The following is a 20,393-nucleotide window of genomic DNA, read 5'->3' as shown; positions in this document are numbered from 1 at the left end:
GCCGGCTATCCGGCGGAGGATGATGTCAGGCGCGCCAGCGCCAACGCGCCAGGGCCTTGATGACCTTCATCCAGAGTTTGCTGACCGCCACGGCTTGATCTCGCTGGTCGGAGGGGGAAAGGGAGTCGTCCGGCAACACTATCTCAGCGGCCTGGTCGGCGCAAGGCAGCAGGTCGCGCAGGTTGTCGATGACCAGGGTGGGGGCTTCCTCGGCGATCGGCCGGCCGTGGTTGTAGCCATAGGTCAGCGCCGCGCAGCGCACACCGGCAGCCTTGGCGGCGAGTACGTCGTTGCGCGAATCACCGACGAACAACGCATCTTCGGGCTCGATGCCGGCCATCTTCATCACGAACAGCAGCGCCGCCGGGTCGGGCTTCTGCTGCGGCAGGGTGTCGCCGCCGATGATCCAGCGGAAATAGCGACCCAGCTTCATCTCATCCAGCAGCGGAGCGACGAAGCGCTCCGGCTTGTTGGTGATCAGCGCCATTTCCACGCCGTTGCGCTTGAGCCACCTGAGGGTATCGACGACGCCGGGATAGACCTCGGTGAGCGCATGACTGTCGGCATAGGCCTCCATGAACAGCGCCAGCGCGGCTTCGGTTTCTTCCTCACCGATGCCGTCATGCTCGATGCTTCCCGCCAGGGCGCGACGCACCAGCACACGCGCGCCGTTACCGATCCACTGGCGGACCTTCTCGATGCCCGCCGGCCGCCGCCCGAGGCTGGCGAGCATGCTGTCGACCGCGGCGGTGAGGTCGGGAACGGAATCGACCAGCGTGCCATCCAGGTCGAACATCACCAGACGCGGCAGGCGCGTGGCGAAGAACGGCTCCGCAGCGCTCATTACTGGTGCGCCTGGGCCAGTTCGGCATGCATGGCGCGGATGACCTCGGCGTAGTCCGGGGCGTTGAAGATGGCCGAGCCGGCGACGAAGGTATCGGCGCCCGCCGCGGCGATCTCACGGATGTTCTTGACGTTGACGCCGCCATCGATCTCCAGGCGGATCTCGCGTCCGGAGGCATCGATCAGGGCGCGTGCTTCGCGCAACTTGTCGAGGGTACCGGGGATGAATTTCTGCCCGCCGAAGCCGGGGTTGACGCTCATCAGCAGGACCATGTCGACCTTGTCCATCACGTACTTCAGCACCTCCAGCGGAGTAGCCGGGTTGAACACCAGGCCCGCCTTGCACCCGCCGTCGCGGATCAGTTGCAGGGAACGGTCGATGTGCTGGGAAGCTTCCGGATGGAAGGTGATGTAGGTGGCGCCAGCTTCGATGAAGTCGCCGATGATGCGATCCACCGGGGACACCATCAGGTGCACGTCGATCGGCGCGCTCACGCCGTACTTGCGCAGCGCCGAGCAGACCATCGGGCCGATGGTCAGGTTCGGCACGTAGTGGTTGTCCATCACGTCGAAGTGAACGATGTCGGCACCGGCGGCGAGCACCTTGTCCACGTCCTCGCCCAGGCGGGCGAAATCGGCGGAAAGGATCGACGGAGCGATGGCGAAGGGTTGCATGGCGCACCTCAAAGGGGATCACGGAAGGCGCGCATTGTAGCCGTTATCGGTTTTTGGCGGTGAAAATGACGACTTTTCGCCGCAGCAGCCGACGCCCGGACCAGGCCGGGCGCGCCCTGCGCCTCAGGCGCCGGGTTGTGCTGTACGCATCTTCTCGCTGCGCCCGCGCAGCCATTCCAGGGTCAGCAACAGCAGTACGGAGAAACCGATCAGCAAGGTCGCCGCGGCGGCAATGGTGGGGCTCAGGTTCTCGCGAATGCCGCTGAACATCTGCCGCGGCAGGGTGGCCTGCTCGGGGCCGGCGAGGAAGAGGGTCACTACCACTTCGTCGAACGAGGTGGCGAAGGCGAACAGCGCGCCGGAGATCACCCCGGGAGCGATCAGCGGCAGGGTCACCCGGAAGAAGGTGGTCAGCGGCGGCGCGCCGAGGCTGGCGGCGGCGCGCACCAGGTTGTAGTTGAACCCCTGCAGGGTTGCGGAGACGGTGATGATCACGAACGGCACGCCGAGCACTGCATGCACCACGATCAGCGACAGGTAGCTGTTGCCGAGCCCCAGCGGAGCGAAGAACAGGTAGCTGGCCACGCCGATGATCACCACCGGCACCACCATCGGCGAAATCATCAGGCTCATCACCAGTGCCTTGCCGCGGAACTCGCCGCGGGTCAGGCCGATCGCCGCCAGAGTGCCGAAGACCATCGCCAGCAGGGTCGCCGCCGGAGCGACGATCATGCTGTTGGTCAACGAGCGCATCCACTCGGCGGACTGGAAGAAGTCGGCGTACCAGCGCAGGGAGAACCCTTGCAGCGGGTAGACCAGGAAGGTACCGGAGTTGAACGACAGCGGCACGATGACCAGCACCGGCAGTACCAGGAACAGCAGTACCAGGCCGCAGAGGATGCGCAAGGAGTAGAACCACAGGCGCTCGACCGGGGACATGTAGGGACTCAGCATGACTCGCTCTCCAATGTGTTTCGTGCGGATCCCCCTCTCCCCGCCCTCCGGGCAACCTTTTTTCCGAAGGGAGAGGGGAATCGGTTGGCCTTCTCGGAAGGCGCTCTATCCCAGGCGCAGGCGGCTGGCGCCCACCAGCCAGCTGTAGACGACGTAGAGCACCAGGGTAGCGAGCAGCAGCAGGCCGCCGAGGGCGGTGGCCATGCCCCAGTTGATGGTGCTGTTGGTATAGAAGGCGACGAAGTAGCTGACCATCTGGTCGTTCGGGCTGCCCAGCAGCGCCGGGGTGATGTAGTAGCCGATGGACAGGATGAACACCAGCAGGCAACCGGCGCCGACGCCCGCGACGGTCTGCGGGAAATACACCCGCCAGAAGCTGGCGAACGGGTGGCAGCCGAGGGAAATCGCGGCGCGCATGTAGCTCGGCGAAATGCCCTTCATCACGCTGTAGATCGGCAGGATCATGAACGGCAGCATGATGTGCACCATCGCGATGTATACGCCGGTGCGGTTGAACACCAGTTGCAGCGGCTGGTCGATCAGGCCGAGCTTGAGCAGCGCGCCGTTGATCAGGCCACCCGATTGCAGCAGGACGATCCAGGCGGCGACACGTACCAGGATCGAGGTCCAGAACGGCAGCAGGACCAGGATCATCAGCAGGTTGCTCTTGCGCGTCGGCAGGTTGGCCAGCAGGTAGGCCAGCGGGTAGGCCAGCAGCAGGCAGATGACGGTGATCACCGCGCCCATCCAGAAGGTGCGGGCGAAGATATCCAGGTAGATGGCCTGGTCCGGGGTGGCGCGCGCCACTTCGCCGAGATCGTCGATCCGGTGGTCGAGGGCCGCGAGCAGGTAATAGGGTGTATAGCTGCTGGCGTTGCGGCGGATCACCTGCCAGTAGGCGGGGTCGCCCCAGCGCTCGTCGAGCTGCTCCATGGCGTCCTTGTAGGAAGCGGGCTCCTCCTTGAACGGCAGCTTGCGCGCGGTCTTCGCCATCAGGCTGCGATAACCGGCCAGTTCCATGTTCAGGCGCTTGGAGAGATCGCCGATGGTCTGGTTGCGACGAGCCTCGGCGAGATCCTGGCTGAGCGCCTTGTAGACGGCGTCGGCCGGCAGCGACTTGCCGTCCCAGGCGGAGATGGCTTCTACCGTCAGCGGCAACGAGCGAACCACTTCCGGGTTGGACACGCTCTTGTAGAGCAGCGCGGCGATCGGCACCAGGAAGGTCAGGACCAGGAAGGCCAGCAGGGGCAGGATCAGCGCCTGGGACTTCAGGCGGTTCATCCGCTCGGCGCGCGCCAGGCGTTGCTTGAGGGTGCTGCCGGCGGCCTGGGACATGGGCACAGCTGTGGCCATAGCGAACTCCGGAAAAAAAGCGGGCCGTCGGGAGCGGCCCTGGAAAGTGTGGAACGGTAGGAGGAGCCGCCGCGCGGCGGCCCCTCCGGCCCTCACTGGAGGGTCAGGCGAGGATTACCTGGCCGCCCAGGCGTTGAAGCGCTGTTCCAGTTGTTCGCCGTAGTCGGCCCAGAAGGTCACGTCCATTGCCACCTGGTTCTGGATGTTTTCCGGAGTGGTCGGCATGTCCTTCAGCAGGGCCTTGTCCAGCAGCGGCACCGCCTGCTTGTTGGCCGGACCGTAGGCGATGTTTTCCGAGTAAGTCTTCTGCTGCTGGGGCTGCACCGAGAAGGCGATGAACTTCAGGGTCTCTTCCTGTTTCTTCGCCCCCTTCGGGATGGCCCAGGCGTCGAAATCGTAGATGCCGCCGTTCCATACCACCTTCAGGTTGCTTTCCTTCTGCACCGCGGCGATCCGACCGTTGTAGGCAGAACTCATCACCACATCGCCGGAAGCCAGGTACTGCGGCGGCTGGGCGCCCGCCTCCCACCACTGGATGCTCGACTTGATCTCGTCGAGCTTCTTGAAGGCGCGATCCTGGCCTTCCTTGGTGGCGAGCACGCCGTAGACGTCCTTCGGCGCCACGCCGTCGGCCATCAGGGCGAATTCGAGGGTGTACTTGGCGCCCTTGCGCAGGCCGCGCTTGCCGGGGAATTTCTTGATGTCCCAGAAGTCCGCCCAACTGGTCGGCGCGCTTTTCAGCTTGTCGGCGTTGTAGGCGAGCACCGTGGACCAGACGAAGAAACCCACGCCGCACGGTTGGATGGCGCCGGGCACGAAGTCCTCGGTCTTACCGAACTGCGCCGGGTCGAGTTCCTCGAACAGGCCTTCGTCGCAGCCGCGCGACAGCTCCGGCGACTCCACTTCCACCAGGTCCCAGGACACGCTGTTGGTATCGACCATGGCCTTGACCTTGGCCATCTCGCCGTTGTATTCGCCGGCGACGATCCTGTTGCCGGTGGCTTTCTGGTAGGGCTCGTAGAACGCCTTGATCTGGGCGCTCTTGTTGGCCCCGCCGAAGGACACCACGGTCAGGTCCACCGCCATGGCCTGGGCCGCGCAGGCCAGGCCGGCCGCCAGGGTGGCGAACTTCAGGCTGGCCGCTTTCAGGGATTTCGACATTATTGTTCTCTCCACAGTGCAGGGTTGCTTCGGTACGGTTCGGGACTGCCGGCGCTCACGCCGCCGGCAGAGGGTCGAGCGCCCTCACATGCTCGACCTGCCAGCCCAGCGGAACCACATCACCGACGCTCAGCGTCGGGTCCAGCTCGGCGATCGGCTGCTTGACGAAGAAGTCGTCGCGGCCGCAGACCTCCAGGCGCACACGCACGTGGTCGCCCAGGTAGACGAACTCGGCCACGCGGCCGGAGAAACGGTTGACGCAAGACTCGCTGGCGCCGTTCAGGCGCACCCGCTCGGGGCGGATCGACAAGGTCACCGGCTCGCCCGGCTGGCCGACGTTGACCGCCAGCGCCTCGACCTTCTCGCCGCGCGGCAGTCCGACCACGCAGCGCTCGCCGTCGCAACTGAGAAGCTGCCCGGATAGACGGTTGTTCTCACCGATGAAGTTGGCCACGAAGGTGTTGCGCGGCTGCTCGTAGAGATTGCGCGGCGGCTCGATCTGCTGGATTTCGCCCTGGTGGAACACCGCCACCCGGTCGGACATGGTCAGCGCCTCGCCCTGGTCGTGGGTGACGTAGACCACGGTGACACCGAGGCGCTGGTGCAGATGCTTGATTTCCATCTGCATGTGCTCGCGAAGTTGCTTGTCCAGCGCTCCCAGGGGCTCGTCCATCAGCACCAGTTGCGGCTCGAAGACCAGCGCGCGGGCCAGCGCCACGCGCTGCTGCTGGCCACCGGAAAGCTGCGCCGGATAACGCCCGGCGAAGGCGTCGAGCTGGACCATCGACAACGCGCGCTTGACCCTTTCCTTCACGTCGGTCTTGCTCATGCCGCGGACGCTGAGGGGAAAGGCCAGGTTCTCGGCCACGGTCATGTGCGGGAACAGCGCATAGTTCTGGAACACCATGCCGATGTCGCGCTTGTGCGGAGGGACATTGTTGATCGAGCGACCGGCCAGGAGAATTTCGCCGGCGGTGGGGGTTTCGAAACCGGCCAGCATCATCAGGCTGGTGGTCTTGCCGGACCCGGAGGGGCCGAGCAGGGTGAGGAATTCGCCCTTGCGAATGTCCAGGTTGAGATCCTTCACGATGAGGGTCTCACCGTCGTAGCTCTTCTGCACGCCACGGAAGCTGACCAGTACATCGCCGCCTTGAGTCTCGGCCATAACCGCACCTTTGTTCGTTTTATGGATGCTGTGCGAACAGCCTAGAGAACCCGGCGCAGGACGCAAATCGGCCGGCAAGAGAGTTTTCTATCAGGGGAAAGGAAAGCTCTTTGTAGGAATCGCCCTACAAAAAAGATGCACCCCGGAATGGGCCAGACCGCTCTGGGAAGGGGCTTTCGAGAAGGGCAAAGGTTTGCGCGCCAGCGCTCTCCGGCTGGCGCGCAACGGCGTCCTCAGCGCTTGGCCCAGTTCTGGAAACGCTGCTCCAGGGCCTCGCCGTGCTCCGCCCAGAAGGCCACGTTCATACCCACCGCGTTCTGCATGTTCTGCGGCGCGGTCGGCAGGTTGGCAGCCACTTGCGGATCGAGCAGGCCTACCGCCTTGCGGTTGGCCGGGCCGTAGGCGATGTTCTCGGCGAAAGCCTTCTGCTGCTCCGGCTGGCTGGCGAAACGGATGAACTCCTCGGCCAACTGCTTCTTCCAAACCCCGACCGGCAGCGCCCAGAAGTCGAAATCGTAGACGCCGCCGCTCCAGACCATTGCCAGGCGCTGCTTCTCGGCCTGCGCCGCGGCGATCCGCCCGTTGTAGGCCGAACTCATCACCACCGTGCCATCGGCCAGGTCGCGCACAGGGTCCTGCCCGGACTTCCACCAATGGATATAGGGCTTCAGCTCGTCGAGCTTGCGGAATGCCCGCTCGACGCCGGCGGGCGTCGCCAGCGTCTGGTAGACGTCCTTCGGCGCCACGCCATCGGCCATCAGGGCGAACTCCAGGCTGTACTTGGCGCCCCAGCGCAGGCCGCGCTTGCCGGGAAACTTCTTCACGTCCCAGAAATCCGCCCAGCCCTGCGGGCTGCCCGCAACCTTGCCGGGGTTGTAGGCAAGCAGCGTGGTCCAGACGAAGATGCCGACTCCGCAGGGCTGCACCGCGCCGGGAACGAAATCCGCGGGATCGCCGACCTTCGCCATGTCCAGCTTCTCGAACAGACCTTCCTCGCAACCGCGCGCCAGCTCCGGCGCCTCGACTTCCACCACGTCCCAGGAGACGTGGCTGATCTCCACCATGCGCTTGAGCTTGGCCAGGTCGCCATTGTAGGAGCCATGCACCACGCGATTGCCGGTGGCGCTCTTGAAGGGTTTGTAGAACGCGGTTTCCTGGGCTTCCTTGTTGGCGCCGCCGAAGGAAATCACGGTCACGTATTCCGCCCAGGCGGGCGCGGTAAATCCGAGAAGGGCGCACAACAGGCCCGTCCTCATGGCTGGCAACATCGTTTCTTCTCCTTATCGTGTTGGCCGGCGAGCATCATTCCCTGCCGCGCGGAAGCCAGGTAGACAGCAGATCGCGAAAACCGGACCTGGCGCACAAGCCGCGAGCAAAACCTGGGCGAACGCCCCTGTCAGAGCAGGCGGTGCTCCATCGCGTAGCGCACCAGGTCGGCTACCGAATGCGCGTTGAGCTTCTGCATCAGGCGTGCCTTGTGGGTACTGATGGTCTTGTTGCTGACCGCCAGTTGCTGGGCGATCTCGTTGACGTTGGCGCCCTGCACCAGCCGCTCGAACACCGAGAACTCGCGCTCGGAGAGCAGCGCATGGGGCGGACGCGAATCGGTCAGGCCAACCTCGAAGACCATCCGATCGGCAAGGTCCGGGTCGATGTAGCGTCCGCCGCCGGCGACCCTGCGGATCGCGGTGAGCAGCAATGCCGGATCGCTGTCCTTGGTGGCATAGCCGGCAGCACCTATCTTCAGGGCGCGGGCGGCCATCTGCGCCTCGTCGTGCATCGACAGCACCAGGATCGCCGGCGGCTCGTTCAGCGCGCGAATCCGCGGAATCGCCTCGAGGCCATTGACGCCGGGCATGGAGATATCCAGCAGGACCACCTCGCAAGGCGTTCCGCGCAGGGTTTCCAGCAACTGCTCGCCATTGGTGGCCTCGCCGACCACCTGCAGGTCCTTGGCCATGCCAATCAGTTGCTTGATGCCTTCCCTGACGATCGTGTGGTCTTCAGCGACCAGGACTCGGATCACCACTCTTTGCTGCCTCACGCTGTTCCGCCTTGCCGGCGGTTGTTCTTGTCACGGGCTCGCGACGCCCAGCGGAATCCTCACGCTGAGCGTGGTGCCCTCGCCGGGGGCACTGTCGATGTCCAGCGTACCGCCCATCATCAGCACCCGCTCACGCATGCCGACCAGGCCGAAGGAACTGCCACGCCCCACCGTGGCAACATCGAACCCGCGACCGTCGTCGCTGACGCTCAGGCACAGCTCGTCGCCCTCGCGCAGCAGACGCAGTTGCACAGTATGCGCCTCGGCATGCCGCATGACATTGGTCAACGCCTCCTGGAGGATGCGGAACAGGCCGATAGCCTTGGCGTCGACCAACTGCGGCGAGTTCTCCGGCACCTCCACCAGGCAGGGAATCTGCGTGCGCGCCTCGAAGCGCCGCGCCTGCCACTCCACCGCCGAGCCGATTCCGGCGTCGAGGATCGGCGGGCGCAGTGCGGTAGCCACGTCGCGCACCAGCTGGAACAACTGGGCGATCAGCTTTTTCATGTTGCCCAGGCGTTCGCGCAGGCCCTCCTGGGCATCGGCATAGGCCAGCTCGCACATCGAGGTTTCCAGCTTCAGCACCGTCAGCACCTGGCCCAGCTCATCATGGACCTCGCGGGCGATACGCGCCTTCTCCTCCTCCCGCACCGACTCCAGGTGCGCCGACAGCTCGCGGAGCTGGGCGCGCGACTCGCCGAGTTCGAGTTCGATCTGCTTGTTCGCGGTGATGTCCCAGACCACCCCGTCCCAGACCGCGCGACCATCCTCGAAACAGCGCGCCGAAGCCTTGATGTCGGCCCAGCGCAATTCGCCCTGGCGAGTGAGGATGCGGCCCTGCCAATGCCAGTCGCGATTCTCGTCGAGGGCAGTCATCTGGCTCGACCAGTAGCGCTCGCGGTCGTCGGGATGGACCAGGCCACGAATGCCGCGGCCGCTTTCGATCAGTTCGCGAGCGCTGTAGCCGACCAGCGCCTCGCTGCCCTCGCTGATATAGGCGAAGTCGGAAAACGCGCCGGCCCGCGGCCGCTCCAGGCGGAAGACCATGCCCGGCACGTTGGAGGCGATGCCCTTCATCCGCGCCTCGCTTTCCTGCAATGCCTCGCGGGCACGGCGGCGCTCGGTGACGTCGCTGAGGAACACCACCAGATACTCGGACGTGCCGAAGCGCAGGAAGCTAAGCGAGACGTCGGCCGGCAGCCAACTGCCGTCGGCGCGCAGGCAGCGGGTCTCGAAGCTGAGCGGGCCCTCCTCGCTATTGCGCGCACGACGCCAAAGATTCAACCAGCGGTCCATGTCCAGGCCGGGCTCGAAGTCGGCCAGCGGACGGTCCACGAGTTGGCCGTCGGCATGGCCGAGCATCTGTTCGGCGGCGCGGTTGGCGTAGCGTACGCGGCTGTCCCAGTTGACCCAGAGGATGCCCAGGGTGCTGTTGTCGATGGAGAACTGGGTCAGGCGCAGCGCCTCCTCGGCCGCCTGGCGCAGCTCCAGGTCGCGGCGGGCGCCGTACAGCCGGGCTTCCAGCGCATGCTGCTGGCGCCGCTGGAGGAACACCGCCGCCAGCGCGCCGGCCAGCAGCAGGCCGAGGAGGATCGACAGGTTCTGCCAGAACCCCGGCGACTCGCCGAGGCGCGGATACTTGGGTTGCAACCAGCGCTCGTGCAACTGGTCCAGGGACTTGCGCGGCAGCGAACGCAACGCCTGGTCGACCACCATCGCCAGTTCCGGCCAATCGCGGCGGGTCGCCACCCGTAGCAGTTGCGGATAGCCGATGTCGCCAACCACCGCTAGCTCGGCGAACTCCGGCTCGCGGGTCAGGCGGCTGAGTTGCGCTTCGTCGATCACCGCGTAGCGTGCCTGTCCGGCGAGCACGGCGCGCAGCACCTCGCGTTCGGAATCGGCCGACACCCATTGCAGGCCGCTATAGGTGCTGCTGAGGTAGTCGGCTACCGAACTGCCGGCCCGCACGGCAACCCGGGTATCGCGCTCCAGTTGCTCCAATTCGACGCTGCCGCTGCCATCGCGCTTCCCCACCACCAGCCGGGAAACCCGCAGGTAGGGATCGGAGAACAGCCACAAGCGCAGCCCGGCTGGGGTCTGGCTGAGGCCGGGAGCGATATCCACGCGCCCAGCGCGCAGGGCATCGTCGAGCGCCGCCTGGTCGGGATAGCCCTGCCACCGCAAGGTCACCTGCATTGCCGTGGCCAGCCAGCCCATCAGCTCCACGTTGGCCCCGGAATACTGTTGCAGGCGGCGGTCGTACTGGGCATAGGGCGCTTCGGTGACCACCCCGACGCGCAATTCCCGATGCTCCGCCAGCCAGGTCCGTAGCTCCGCCGTCAGCGGCAAGGCGACCGACTCCTCCGCTCGCACGGGCAGGCTCAACAGCAGACAGAAGAAGAGCAGACAGCAACGACGCAACATGCCGGCGACACTCCACGGAATACACCGCAACGGAAGGAAAAGCGGGCATACCTTACCGCGAGCGCGACCGGCGAACCATGCGAAGGCTCGGCCTGACAAAGAACTGCTCTGGGTTTAGGCTGCCTTCTGGATTGTCTATCGGGAATTTCCAATGCCGGCCTTCTCTCTACTGCCGAAGCCCTCCGCCCTGCTGCTGCTATTGGCCGCCGCTTTCCTGCCGCCGGCTTTCGTGCAAGCCGAAGAGGAGGTCGCCAAGGACCAGCCGCCGGCCCCCGTGGAACGCCCGGCGGTCAGCGAGCGCAGCCAGGACGAGGCCAAGGGGCTGGAGCGCCAGTTGCCAGAGGACGGCCAGCAGATCCTCAAGGCCGGCGACGAAAGCTTCCTCACCCTCTGGTTGCCGGCCAACACCGCCGAGGCCGAAGGTGTGGTGATCCTGGTTCCCGGTGATGGCGAAAGTCCGGACTGGCCGCAAGCCATCGGCCCGCTGAGGCGCAAACTGCCGGATGCCGGCTGGCAGACCCTGAGCCTGGCCCTGCCCGACCCGCAGAGTACCGCGCCGGTTACCCGCCCTGCGGAATCCGCCGCCAGCGCCAGCGCCGACAAGGACGCCAGCGCCGCGGACAGCGCAAGCAAGCCTGACGTGAAAGGCGAAAGCGGCAACGCGCCGGCGCCGGAAAGCACCGCCGAAGCCGGCAGCGGCGAACCGGCGCAGAGCGAGGACCAGGCCCCTCCCCCAGCCATCGATCCGGTCGAGCAGCGCAAGGCGCACGCCGAACGGGTCATGGCGCGCCTGCAGGCGAGCATCGACCTGGCCCTGCAGCACGAACCGAAAAGCGTCGTCCTGCTCGGTCATGGCACGGGCGCCTATTGGGCGGCACGCTACCTGGCGGAGAAGGAGCCTGCGGAAATCCACAACCTGCTGCTGGTTGCCGCGGAGGTACCGCGCGATTTTCGCCCGGCGCTGGAAGATATGGTGCCGAAGCTGAAACTGGCGACCGGCGACTTCTATTACCGCGACGCCCGCGCCGACCGCGAGGCGGCCAGGCTGCGCATGCAGGCCGGCAAGCGGCAGAAACACCCGGCCTACGTACAAATCGCGATGCAGGCGCTACCGGCCGACCCCAAGGCGGAGCAGGAGCAACTGTACCGACGAATCCGCGGCTGGCTCAGCCTTCACCTGCAGGCCGATGCGCAGAAACCTGCGGAGTGATCAGCGGAACCCCTCACGCTCTCGGACCAGGGCGTAGGCCGCCTGCAATTCACGGGTTTTCTCGGTAGCCGCACGCACGCGCTCGACGCTGGCGCCGGCTCCCGCCAGTTTGTCCGGATGATGCTGGCTGATCAGCTTGCGATAGGCGCGTTTGATCAGCGCCGGCTCGCTTCCGGCCTCCACGCCGAGCAGCAGCAGGGCCTCACGGTAGCTATCCCGGGCGACAGCGCGCGTCCGCTTCGGCATGACCCGCGCCGACAAGCGTTCCGTTCGCTCCGCCGACCAACCCAGCCAGCGCCCCCATTGCAACACCAGTTGTCGCGCCGACTGGCTGAGCACGCCGCCAGCCCAGGCCATCCGCCAGCAGGCGAGCAATACTGCCTCCGCACGTTCGCCTTTCAGACGCGCGACCTCCTCCTGCAGATGGGCGATGCCGGCCTTGCCCTTGCCGAAGGACGCGATGGCACGCCGCTGGGCTCGCCTATCGAGCTTGCGCAACGCCATCTCCTCGCGCGCCTGGCGGATATGCATTTCCTCCACCCGCCCGCCGCTCTTGGCCAGATAGCCGAGCAACTGGAACAGCAGGTCGTCCTCATCGTTCACCGCCCGCCCGCGCAAGCGCGCCAGCAGGCCGCGCCAGGACTCCAGGCGTAACCTGCGGTCCAGCAGTTGCCCCAGCAGGCCGCCGAGCAGGGCGCCGGGGATGCTGGCCAGGGCCCAGCCGGCTCCGGCTCCGATCAGCGTAGCGGGCCAAAGCATCTCAGGCGTGCTCCGCCAGCAATCGCTCGACTTCCGCCAGGCGCTCGTGGGTACCGACGTCGACCCAGTGCCCACGATAGTGTTCGCCGCTGACCCGCCCCGCGGCGATGGCCTTGCGCAATAGCGGCGCCAGCTTGAAGGCGCCCGGCTGGCAGCCCTCGAACAGCGCGGGATGCAGTACGGCGATCCCGCTGTAGGTCAGGTTGCCGCCCGCTTCGCGGGTCTCGCCCACCCGTCCGCCGGCATCCAGGTGGAAATCGCCGGCGGGATGGTGCGCCGGGTTGTCGACCAGCACCAGATGCGCCAGGTCGCCGTCGGCAAGATGCAGCCGAGAGTAGTCGAAGTCGCTCCAGACATCGCCGTTGAGCAACAGGAACGGCTGCTCGCCGAGCAACGGCAGGGCGCGGAAGATTCCGCCGCCGGTTTCCAGCGGTTCTCCCTCCGGGGAATAGGCGATCCGCCCGCCCAGGCGCGAACCGTCGCCGAGATAGGCCTCGATCTGCTCGCCAAGCCAGGCATGGTTGATCACCCAGTCGTCGACTCCGGCCTGGCGCAGCGCCAGCAACTGACGCTCGATCAATGGCACGCCGGCGGCCTCGATCAGCGGCTTGGGCGTGTGCAGGGTGGTCGGCCGCATGCGCTCGCCACGCCCGGCGGCGAGGATCATCGCCTTCATGCCTCGGCTCCCTGCGGCAGCGAGGCCAGCAGCTCGCCCAGTTCGGCCAGCTCGGGACGGCGCGCCACGGCGGTTTCCAGATAACGGAAGAAGCGCGGCACGTCACCCAGGTAGCGCGGCTTGCCGTCGCGGTGACAGATACGGGCGAAGATGCCAATCACCTTCAGGTGGCGCTGCACGCCCATCAGGTCGCTGGCACGGAGGAAGTCCTCGAAGCTTGGCGGCAGCGGGATGCCGGCCCAGGTCGCCTTCTTCCAGTAGCGATTCAGCGCGGCATGCACGCGCGGCTCCGGCCAACTGACGAAGGCGTCCTTGTACAGGCAGGTGACATCGTAGGTGACCGGGCCGTGCAGGGCGTCCTGGAAGTCGAGGACGCCCGGGTTGGGCTCGCTGAGCATCAGGTTGCGCGGCATATAGTCGCGATGGACGAACACCCGCGGTTGCTCCAGCGCGCTGCGTACCAGCAGGTCGCAGATCCGCTGCCAGCGGGCCAGCGTCTCGCCCTCCAGCTCCACGCCGAGGTGGCGGGCCAGGTACCAGTCGGGGAACAGCTGCAGCTCGCGGCGCAGCACCGCTTCGTCGTAGGCAGGCAGGACACCGGCGACATCGACCTTCTGGAAGGCGATCAGCGCATCCAGGGCCGGTTCGAACAGCTCGTCGGCATTTCCGGGATGAAGCACGTCGAGGTAGGTCTGCCGGCCCAGGTCACTGAGCAGCAGGAAACCGTTCTCCAGATCCTGGGCGAGAATCCTCGGCACATGCACGCCGGCTCCGGCGAGCAGTCCGGCGACCTTGACGAACGGTCGGCAGTCTTCCTGGGGCGGCGGCGCGTCCATCACCACCAGGCTGCGGTCCCCTCCCTGCCAGCGGAAATAACGACGGAAGCTGGCGTCGCTACTGGCCGGGATCAGTTCGGCGGGGGGCACCTCCCCCCAACCTTCGGCAACGAACAACTCGGGCAAACAAGAGTCCAACCAGCGATTCAGCTGCTGGAAACGGGCATCATCAGACATTTACGGGGTTCTCCACGGCCCTAGCCGTTGCGCAGGTCATGCTTTATTATCCAGCATCTTTTTCAGCCCATCGAGAGGCGTGCGGCCCACCGGGCCGATGGCGCGCAGGAAGCCCGGATTAACAAGATGGCAGTGAAATCCCTCGTGTTTCGAAGAAAGTTTCCCCTGCTGGTCACCGGCAGCCTGCTGGCTCTGCAGCCGGTCGCAGCATTGACTGTACAGGCCGCCGATCAGTTCGACTGCAAGGTATCGGCCACCGGCGGCTGGGATTGCTCCCCGCTGCAGAACGCCAATGCCAACCTGCCACCGCGCCCGGCGCATACCGCGACCTCGGTCAGCACCGCCGCGGCGGGCACCAGTGTATCCGGCAGCGGAGGCGAAACCGTCGAGGCAGAGCCGACCCAGCGCCTGGTCACCGAGTCCGGCGGTCGCGCGCTGAAATCCCGCAGTGCGGACTACTCGCACCTCGACTGGATTCCTCGGGAAAAACTGACCGCCGCCCAGTTGGCGGAAATCGGCCCCTATTGCGGCGGCTCCTACATCGAGCCGGTGCGTCCGGGCATGGATGACGGCGCGCCCAGCGACGAGAGCCCGACCTACGTATCCGCCAAGGCTTCGCGCTACGAGCAGGAAAAACAGATCGCCACCCTCGCCGGTGACGTGGTCCTGCGCCAGGGCAGCATGCAGGTGGAAGGCGACGAGGCCAACCTGCACCAGCTGGAAAACCGCGGCGAACTGGTCGGCAACGTCAAGCTGCGCGACAAGGGCATGCTGGTGGTCGGTGACCACGCCCAGGTCCAGCTGGACAACGGCGAGGCCCAGGTCGACAACGCCGAGTACGTGATCCACAAGGCCCATGCCCGCGGCAGCGCGCTCTACGCCAAGCGCAGCGAGAACGCCATCATCATGCTCAAGGATGGCACCTACACCCGCTGCGAACCGAGCAGCAACGCCTGGACCCTGAAGGGCAACAACGTCAAGCTGAACCCGGCCACCGGCTTCGGCACCGCGACCAACGCGACCCTGCGGGTCAAAGATTTCCCGGTGTTCTACACCCCGTACATCTATTTCCCGATCGACGACCGCCGCCAGTCCGGCTTCCTGCCGCCGAGCTTCAGCAGCACCAGCGACACCGGCTTCACCCTGGTCACCCCGTACTACTTCAACCTGGCGCCGAACTACGACGCCACGTTGTACCCGCGCTACATGGCCAAGCGCGGCATGATGCTGGAAGGCGAGTTCCGCTACCTGACCCACAGCAGCGAAGGCACCGTCAACGCCGCCTACCTGAACGACAAGGACGATCACCGCGAGAACTTCCCGGACTACAGCAAGGACCGCTGGCTGTACGGCCTCAAGAACACCACCGGCCTCGATTCGCGCTGGCTGGCCGAGGTCGACTACACGCGGATCAGCGATCCCTATTACTTCCAGGACCTGGATACTGACCTGGGTGTAGGCAGTACTACTTACGTCAACCAACGGGGCACTCTGACCTATCGCGGGGACACCTTTACTGGCCGCTTGAATGCGCAGGCGTACCAGTTGGCGACCACCACCGATGTAACGCCTTACGAGCGTCTGCCACAGATCACTTTCGATGGTTTCTTGCCTTACGAACCTGGCGGTGTGAAGTTCAACTACAGCACCGAGTTCGTCCGCTTCGACCGGGATTTGGACGATAATATTTACCTGAACGACGACGGCAGCGAGTGGGGCCGTCGCGCGGACGCCTATCTACAAGGCCTGGCACGCTCCACCGGCGACCGTGTACATCTCGAACCCGGCATGAGCCTACCGATGACCCGCAGTTGGGGTTACCTGACGCCGACCTTGAAGTACCTGTACACCAAATATGATTTGGATCTGGACAGCCAGGGCAAGCGCACTCTCACGACCTATGACGAGACCTTCGATAGCAGCCAAGATCGTTCATTGCCTCTGGTTAAGGTCGATAGCGGGCTGTACTTTGATCGCGACACCACCTTAGCCGGTACGCAATTCCGACAAACCTTGGAGCCAAGGGCGATGTATCTCTACGTTCCATACAAGGATCAGGAGAACATCCCGGTATTCGACACCAGTGAACCTTCGTTCAGCTACGACTCCCTATGGCGGGAGAATCGCTTCTCCGGCCGCGACCGAATCGGTGATGCCAACCAACTGTCTCTGGGCGTAACCACTCGCTTTATCGAAAGCAATGGGTTCGAACGTGCAAGCCTGAGCGCCGGACAGATCTACTATTTCCGCGATCGTCGTGTTCAATTGCCAGGCCTGACCGAGAAAGATCTGGACCGTCTGCGGCTAACTAACCCAGACCTGAAAGATCCGGATACCGATAGCTGGCGCTCCCCCTATGCGTTAATGGGTCAATATCGCTTCAACCGCGACTGGAGGGTCAGTTCCGACTTCAACTGGAATCCCAACACTAGTCGTACCGAGTCCGGCAGTGCCATGTTCCATTACCAGCCGGAAGACAATCCGAACAAGGTGGTCAACGCAGGCTATCGCTACCGCGAGGACTCCCGCCGCTTCAACAGCTCTACGGGCCGCTTCGAGTATGGCCGCGAGAACGACATCATCAAGCAGCATGATTTCTCCGTCATCTGGCCGCTGGTGCCGCAATGGTCCGTGCTCGCCCGCTGGCAGTACGACTACAACAAGAACCGGACCCTAGAGGCCTTCGGTGGCTTCGAATACGACAGTTGCTGCTGGAAGCTGCGTCTGATCAACCGCTACTGGCTGGACGTGGATGACGATGCCTTCCTCAACCAAAATGAAAAAGCCGACCGCGGCATCTTCCTGCAGATCGTCCTGAAGGGCCTCGGCGGCATCGTAGGCAACAAGACAGAAATGTTCCTCGACAAAGGCATCCAAGGTTATCGTCAACGTGAAGATCAAGCTATGTAACCGGCTGCGCCCCCTTGCATTGGGCGCAGCACTCCTTTGCTCCTTCGCGCATGCCGAAGTGGTACCACTGGACCGGGTCGTCGCCATCGTCGACAACGATGTGATCATGCAGAGCCAGCTCGACCAGCGCCTGCGTGAAGTGCACCAGACGCTGCTCAAGCGCGGTGCGCCGCTGCCGCCCGAGCACGTGCTGACCCAGCAGGTGCTGGAACGCCTGATCATTGAGAACATCCAGCAGCAGATCGGCGACCGCTCCGGCATCCGCATCTCCGACGAGGAGCTGAACCAGGCGATGGGCACCATCGCCCAGCGCAACGGCATGAGCCTGGAGCAGTTCCAGGCCGCCCTCACCCGCGACGGCCTGTCCTACGCCGACGCACGCGAGCAGGTCCGTCGCGAGATGGTGATCAGCCGTGTGCGCCAGCGCCGGGTCGCCGAGCGCATCCAGGTCAGCGAGCAGGAGGTGAAGAACTTCCTTGCCTCGGACATGGGCAAGATCCAGCTTTCCGAAGAGTACCGCCTGGCCAATATCCTGATCCCGGTGCCGGAAGCCGCGTCCTCGGACGTGATCCAGGCCGCCGCAAGGCAGGCCCAGGAGCTTTACCAGCAGCTCAAGCAGGGCGCCGACTTCGGCCAACTGGCGATTTCCCGCTCGGCCGGCGACAACGCCCTGGAAGGCGGCGAGATCGGCTGGCGCAAGGCCGCCCAGTTGCCGCAGCCGTTCGACAGCATGATCGGCTCCCTGGCCGTCGGCGACGTCACCGAGCCTGTCCGCACCCCCGGCGGCTTCATCATCCTCAAGCTGGAAGAGAAGCGCGGCGGCAGCAAGATGGTCCGTGACGAAGTGCATGTCCGCCATATCCTGCTCAAGCCCAGCGAAATCCGCAGCGAAGCGGAGACCGAGAAGCTGGCGCAGAAGCTGTACGAGCGCATCCAATCCGGGGAAGACTTCGGCGAACTGGCGAAGAGCTTCTCCGAAGATCCGGGTTCCGCCCTCAACGGCGGCGACCTGAACTGGATCGACCCGGAAGCCCTGGTGCCCGAGTTCCGCCAGGTGATGAACGATACCCCGCAGGGCGAGCTGTCCAAGCCGTTCCGCTCGCAGTTCGGCTGGCACATCCTGCAGGTCCTCGGCCGTCGCGCCACCGACAGCAGCGAGAAGTTCCGCGAGCAGCAGGCGGTAAGCGTTCTGCGCAACCGCAAGTACGACGAAGAACTGCAAGCCTGGCTGCGGCAGATCCGCGACGAGGCCTACGTGGAAATCAAGCAGTGAGCCTGCGCTTCGCGCTCACTCCCGGCGAGCCGGCAGGTATCGGACCCGATCTGTGCCTGCTGCTCGCCCGCTCCGCCCAGCCCCACCCCCTGATCGCCATCGCCAGCCGCACGCTCCTGCAAGAGCGCGCCGGCCAACTGGGCCTGGCGATCGACCTTAAGGACGTTTCCCCGGCCGCCTGGCCAGAGCGACCAGCCAAAGCCGGCCAACTGTACGTATGGGATACGCCGCTGGCCGCCCCGGTCCGCCCCGGGCAATTGGACCGCGCCAACGCCGCCTACGTCCTGGAAACCCTGACCCGCGCCGGCCAGGGCTGCCTCGACGGGCACTTCGCCGGGATGATCACCGCACCGGTGCACAAGGGCGTGATCAACGAAGCCGGCATCCCCTTTTCCGGCCATACCGAATTCCTCGCCGACCTCACCCACACCGCCCAGGTGGTGATGATGCTGGCCACCCGCAGCCTGCGCGTGGCCCTGGCGACCACCCACCTGCCGCTGCGCGAGGTCGCCGACGCCATTAGCGATGAGCGCCTGACCCGGGTCGCGCGCATCCTCCACGCCGACCTGCGCGACAAGTTCGGCATCGCCCATCCGCGCATCCTGGTCTGCGGACTCAACCCGCACGCCGGCGAAGGCGGTCACCTGGGCCGGGAAGAGATCGAGGTGATCGAACCCTGCCTCGAGCGCCTGCGTGGCGAAGGCCTCGACCTGATCGGTCCGCTGCCGGCCGACACCCTGTTCACTCCCAAGCACCTGGAGCATTGCGACGCGGTGCTGGCGATGTACCACGACCAGGGTCTCCCCGTGCTCAAGTACAAGGGCTTCGGTGCCGCCGTGAACGTGACCCTCGGCCTGCCGATCATCCGCACCTCTGTCGACCACGGTACCGCGCTCGACCTGGCCGGAAGCGGCCGCATCGATAGCGGCAGCCTGCAGGTCGCCCTGGAAACCGCCTACCAGATGGCGGCCAGCCGCTGCTGACGGCGGTCGGCCATCGTTTAGCCCTGCCGGCCCGACGCTTCGCTGTTAAAATGGCGCCCTTTCGCATCCGCGCCTCCCGCCTTGGCCTGGGGCCCGCAGCCTGGAACCGTTTCCAATGTCCGAGCTTTACCAACACCGCGCGCGCAAGCGCTTCGGCCAGAACTTCCTGCACGATGCCGGGGTGATTCACCGCATCCTCCGTGCCATCCATGCCCGCGAGGGTCAGCGCCTGCTGGAGATCGGCCCGGGCCAGGGTGCCCTGACCGAGGGACTGCTGGGCAGCGGCGCACGCCTGGACGTGATCGAGCTCGACCAGGACCTGATCCCCCTGTTGAAGCTGAAATTCGGCCTCGAGTCGCGCTTCAGCCTGCACCAGGGCGACGCCCTCAAGTTCGATTTCGCCTCGCTGGTGGAGAGCGGCGAGAAGCTGCGAGTGGTCGGCAACCTGCCCTACAACATCTCCACGCCACTGATCTTCCATCTGCTGGAGCACGCGCCGGTGATCGAGGACATGCACTTCATGCTGCAGAAGGAAGTGGTCGAGCGCCTGGCGGCCACGCCGGGCGGCGGGGACTGGGGCCGGCTCTCGATCATGGTCCAGTATCACTGTCGGGTGGAGCACCTGTTCAACGTCGGCCCCGGCGCGTTCAACCCGCCGCCCAAGGTCGACTCGGCCATCGTCCGCCTCACCCCCTTCGCCGAGCCGCCCCATCCGGCACGCGACCCGAAACTGCTCGAACGGGTGGTCCGCGAGGCCTTCAACCAGCGCCGCAAGACCCTGCGCAACACCCTCAAGCCTCTCCTGAGCGTCGAGGACATCGAGGCCGCAGAGGTCGATCCGACCCTTCGTCCCGAACAACTCGACCTGGCCGCATTCGTCCGCCTGGCCAACCGGCTGGCCGAGCTGCCAGGCAATCGTTAGTCTGATGAGACACTCGTCAGGAATCAGG

At 65.4% G+C, this 20,393-nt stretch carries 17 protein-coding genes; 5 read left to right on the top strand and 12 right to left on the bottom strand.

Translation table 11 applies throughout. From position 1 onward, the window contains the following. Positions 1 to 25: 25 nt before the first annotated feature. The 9 genes from AC4OR5_RS28195 to AC4OR5_RS28155 form a co-directional block, all read right to left on the bottom strand. On the bottom strand, positions 26 to 844 hold the full coding sequence (locus tag AC4OR5_RS28195; protein ID WP_003109045.1) for a phosphoglycolate phosphatase: 819 nt from the start codon (positions 842 to 844) through the stop codon (positions 26 to 28). Further along, positions 844 to 1,518: a ribulose-phosphate 3-epimerase gene (rpe, locus tag AC4OR5_RS28190; RefSeq protein ID WP_003085122.1), complete on the bottom strand. Its 675-nt coding sequence runs from the start codon at positions 1,516 to 1,518 to the stop codon at positions 844 to 846. The genes AC4OR5_RS28195 and rpe overlap by 1 nt, the downstream gene beginning before the upstream one ends. Positions 1,519 to 1,641: 123 nt before the next feature. Then, a complete protein-coding gene (locus AC4OR5_RS28185; protein ID WP_003085119.1) occupies positions 1,642 to 2,472 on the bottom strand; it encodes an ABC transporter permease in 831 nt (276 codons plus the stop codon). Positions 2,473 to 2,577: 105 nt separating this feature from the next. Then, positions 2,578 to 3,825 carry an ABC transporter permease gene (locus AC4OR5_RS28180; RefSeq protein ID WP_003109044.1) on the bottom strand — a complete coding sequence of 416 codons (1,248 nt, stop codon included), beginning with the start codon at positions 3,823 to 3,825 and terminating at the stop codon, positions 2,578 to 2,580. A 114-nt stretch (positions 3,826 to 3,939) separates the two neighbouring features. Next, positions 3,940 to 4,986, bottom strand: a complete 1,047-nt coding sequence (locus tag AC4OR5_RS28175; protein ID WP_003109043.1) for an ABC transporter substrate-binding protein — start codon at positions 4,984 to 4,986, stop codon at positions 3,940 to 3,942. 55 nt (positions 4,987 to 5,041) lie between these two features. Next, positions 5,042 to 6,151, bottom strand: coding sequence for an ABC transporter ATP-binding protein (locus AC4OR5_RS28170; RefSeq protein WP_003085109.1), 1,110 nt, complete (start codon positions 6,149 to 6,151; stop codon positions 5,042 to 5,044). Positions 6,152 to 6,384: 233 nt separating this feature from the next. Beyond that, positions 6,385 to 7,419 carry a polyamine ABC transporter substrate-binding protein gene (locus tag AC4OR5_RS28165; RefSeq protein WP_052150630.1) on the bottom strand — a complete coding sequence of 345 codons (1,035 nt, stop codon included), beginning with the start codon at positions 7,417 to 7,419 and terminating at the stop codon, positions 6,385 to 6,387. 128 nt (positions 7,420 to 7,547) lie between these two features. Next, positions 7,548 to 8,180, bottom strand: coding sequence for a response regulator (locus AC4OR5_RS28160; protein WP_003085103.1), 633 nt, complete (start codon positions 8,178 to 8,180; stop codon positions 7,548 to 7,550). Between the two features lie 45 nt (positions 8,181 to 8,225). Further along, positions 8,226 to 10,619 carry a PAS domain-containing sensor histidine kinase gene (locus AC4OR5_RS28155; RefSeq protein ID WP_043102275.1) on the bottom strand — a complete coding sequence of 798 codons (2,394 nt, stop codon included), beginning with the start codon at positions 10,617 to 10,619 and terminating at the stop codon, positions 8,226 to 8,228. A 151-nt stretch (positions 10,620 to 10,770) separates the two neighbouring features. On the opposite strand from AC4OR5_RS28155, the gene AC4OR5_RS28150 reads away from it, so the two are divergent. Then, positions 10,771 to 11,829 carry an alpha/beta hydrolase family protein gene (locus AC4OR5_RS28150; protein WP_003109038.1) on the top strand — a complete coding sequence of 353 codons (1,059 nt, stop codon included), beginning with the start codon at positions 10,771 to 10,773 and terminating at the stop codon, positions 11,827 to 11,829. Here AC4OR5_RS28150 and AC4OR5_RS28145 read toward each other — a convergent pair whose 3' ends face one another. The 3 genes from AC4OR5_RS28145 to AC4OR5_RS28135 are packed head-to-tail and all read right to left on the bottom strand — an operon-like array spanning position 11,830 to position 14,277. Then, positions 11,830 to 12,588, bottom strand: a complete 759-nt coding sequence (locus AC4OR5_RS28145) for a DnaJ domain-containing protein (RefSeq protein ID WP_003085097.1) — start codon at positions 12,586 to 12,588, stop codon at positions 11,830 to 11,832. Between the two features lies 1 nt (position 12,589). After that, positions 12,590 to 13,264 (bottom strand): N-acetylmuramate alpha-1-phosphate uridylyltransferase MurU, encoded by a 675-nt coding sequence (gene murU, locus AC4OR5_RS28140; RefSeq protein WP_003085095.1) that lies wholly within the window; start codon positions 13,262 to 13,264, stop codon positions 12,590 to 12,592. Then, positions 13,261 to 14,277 (bottom strand): aminoglycoside phosphotransferase family protein, encoded by a 1,017-nt coding sequence (locus AC4OR5_RS28135; protein ID WP_010793494.1) that lies wholly within the window; start codon positions 14,275 to 14,277, stop codon positions 13,261 to 13,263. Before AC4OR5_RS28135 ends, murU begins: the two co-directional genes overlap by 4 nt. 126 nt (positions 14,278 to 14,403) lie before the next feature. Here AC4OR5_RS28135 and lptD point away from each other — a divergent pair, with 126 nt between their 5' ends. From lptD to rsmA, 4 genes are all read left to right on the top strand, one after another. Beyond that, the gene (lptD, locus tag AC4OR5_RS28130; protein WP_058160816.1) at positions 14,404 to 17,187 is read left to right on the top strand and encodes an LPS-assembly protein LptD; all 2,784 of its coding nucleotides are present in this window, start codon (positions 14,404 to 14,406) and stop codon (positions 17,185 to 17,187) included. Then, positions 17,168 to 18,460: a peptidylprolyl isomerase gene (locus AC4OR5_RS28125; protein ID WP_003109024.1), complete on the top strand. Its 1,293-nt coding sequence runs from the start codon at positions 17,168 to 17,170 to the stop codon at positions 18,458 to 18,460. The genes lptD and AC4OR5_RS28125 overlap by 20 nt, the downstream gene beginning before the upstream one ends. Beyond that, positions 18,457 to 19,443 carry a 4-hydroxythreonine-4-phosphate dehydrogenase PdxA gene (gene pdxA, locus AC4OR5_RS28120; RefSeq protein WP_034075334.1) on the top strand — a complete coding sequence of 329 codons (987 nt, stop codon included), beginning with the start codon at positions 18,457 to 18,459 and terminating at the stop codon, positions 19,441 to 19,443. The genes AC4OR5_RS28125 and pdxA overlap by 4 nt, the downstream gene beginning before the upstream one ends. A 115-nt stretch (positions 19,444 to 19,558) precedes the next feature. Continuing rightward, a complete protein-coding gene (rsmA, locus tag AC4OR5_RS28115; protein ID WP_003099569.1) occupies positions 19,559 to 20,365 on the top strand; it encodes a 16S rRNA (adenine(1518)-N(6)/adenine(1519)-N(6))-dimethyltransferase RsmA in 807 nt (268 codons plus the stop codon). Positions 20,366 to 20,393 lie beyond the last annotated feature (28 nt).

The organism is Pseudomonas sp. YA1 (assembly GCF_058680555.1).
This window is presented reverse-complemented; position numbering and strand designations above follow the sequence as displayed.

What these genes read in the sequence shown, in the direction of transcription:
- AC4OR5_RS28175 (WP_003109043.1), bottom strand. Translation starts at nt 4,986, where the DNA reads ATGTCGAAATCCCTGAAAGCGGCCAGCCTGAAGTTCGCCACCCTGGCG.
- AC4OR5_RS28135 (WP_010793494.1), bottom strand. Translation starts at nt 14,277, where the DNA reads ATGTCTGATGATGCCCGTTTCCAGCAGCTGAATCGCTGGTTGGACTCT.
- AC4OR5_RS28165 (WP_052150630.1), bottom strand. Translation starts at nt 7,419, where the DNA reads ATGTTGCCAGCCATGAGGACGGGCCTGTTGTGCGCCCTTCTCGGATTT.
- lptD (WP_058160816.1), top strand. Translation starts at nt 14,404, where the DNA reads ATGGCAGTGAAATCCCTCGTGTTTCGAAGAAAGTTTCCCCTGCTGGTC.
- AC4OR5_RS28155 (WP_043102275.1), bottom strand. Translation starts at nt 10,619, where the DNA reads ATGTTGCGTCGTTGCTGTCTGCTCTTCTTCTGTCTGCTGTTGAGCCTG.
- AC4OR5_RS28195 (WP_003109045.1), bottom strand. Translation starts at nt 844, where the DNA reads ATGAGCGCTGCGGAGCCGTTCTTCGCCACGCGCCTGCCGCGTCTGGTG.
- AC4OR5_RS28180 (WP_003109044.1), bottom strand. Translation starts at nt 3,825, where the DNA reads ATGGCCACAGCTGTGCCCATGTCCCAGGCCGCCGGCAGCACCCTCAAG.
- murU (WP_003085095.1), bottom strand. Translation starts at nt 13,264, where the DNA reads ATGAAGGCGATGATCCTCGCCGCCGGGCGTGGCGAGCGCATGCGGCCG.
- rpe (WP_003085122.1), bottom strand. Translation starts at nt 1,518, where the DNA reads ATGCAACCCTTCGCCATCGCTCCGTCGATCCTTTCCGCCGATTTCGCC.
- AC4OR5_RS28170 (WP_003085109.1), bottom strand. Translation starts at nt 6,151, where the DNA reads ATGGCCGAGACTCAAGGCGGCGATGTACTGGTCAGCTTCCGTGGCGTG.
- AC4OR5_RS28150 (WP_003109038.1), top strand. Translation starts at nt 10,771, where the DNA reads ATGCCGGCCTTCTCTCTACTGCCGAAGCCCTCCGCCCTGCTGCTGCTA.
- AC4OR5_RS28185 (WP_003085119.1), bottom strand. Translation starts at nt 2,472, where the DNA reads ATGCTGAGTCCCTACATGTCCCCGGTCGAGCGCCTGTGGTTCTACTCC.
- AC4OR5_RS28145 (WP_003085097.1), bottom strand. Translation starts at nt 12,588, where the DNA reads ATGCTTTGGCCCGCTACGCTGATCGGAGCCGGAGCCGGCTGGGCCCTG.
- rsmA (WP_003099569.1), top strand. Translation starts at nt 19,559, where the DNA reads ATGTCCGAGCTTTACCAACACCGCGCGCGCAAGCGCTTCGGCCAGAAC.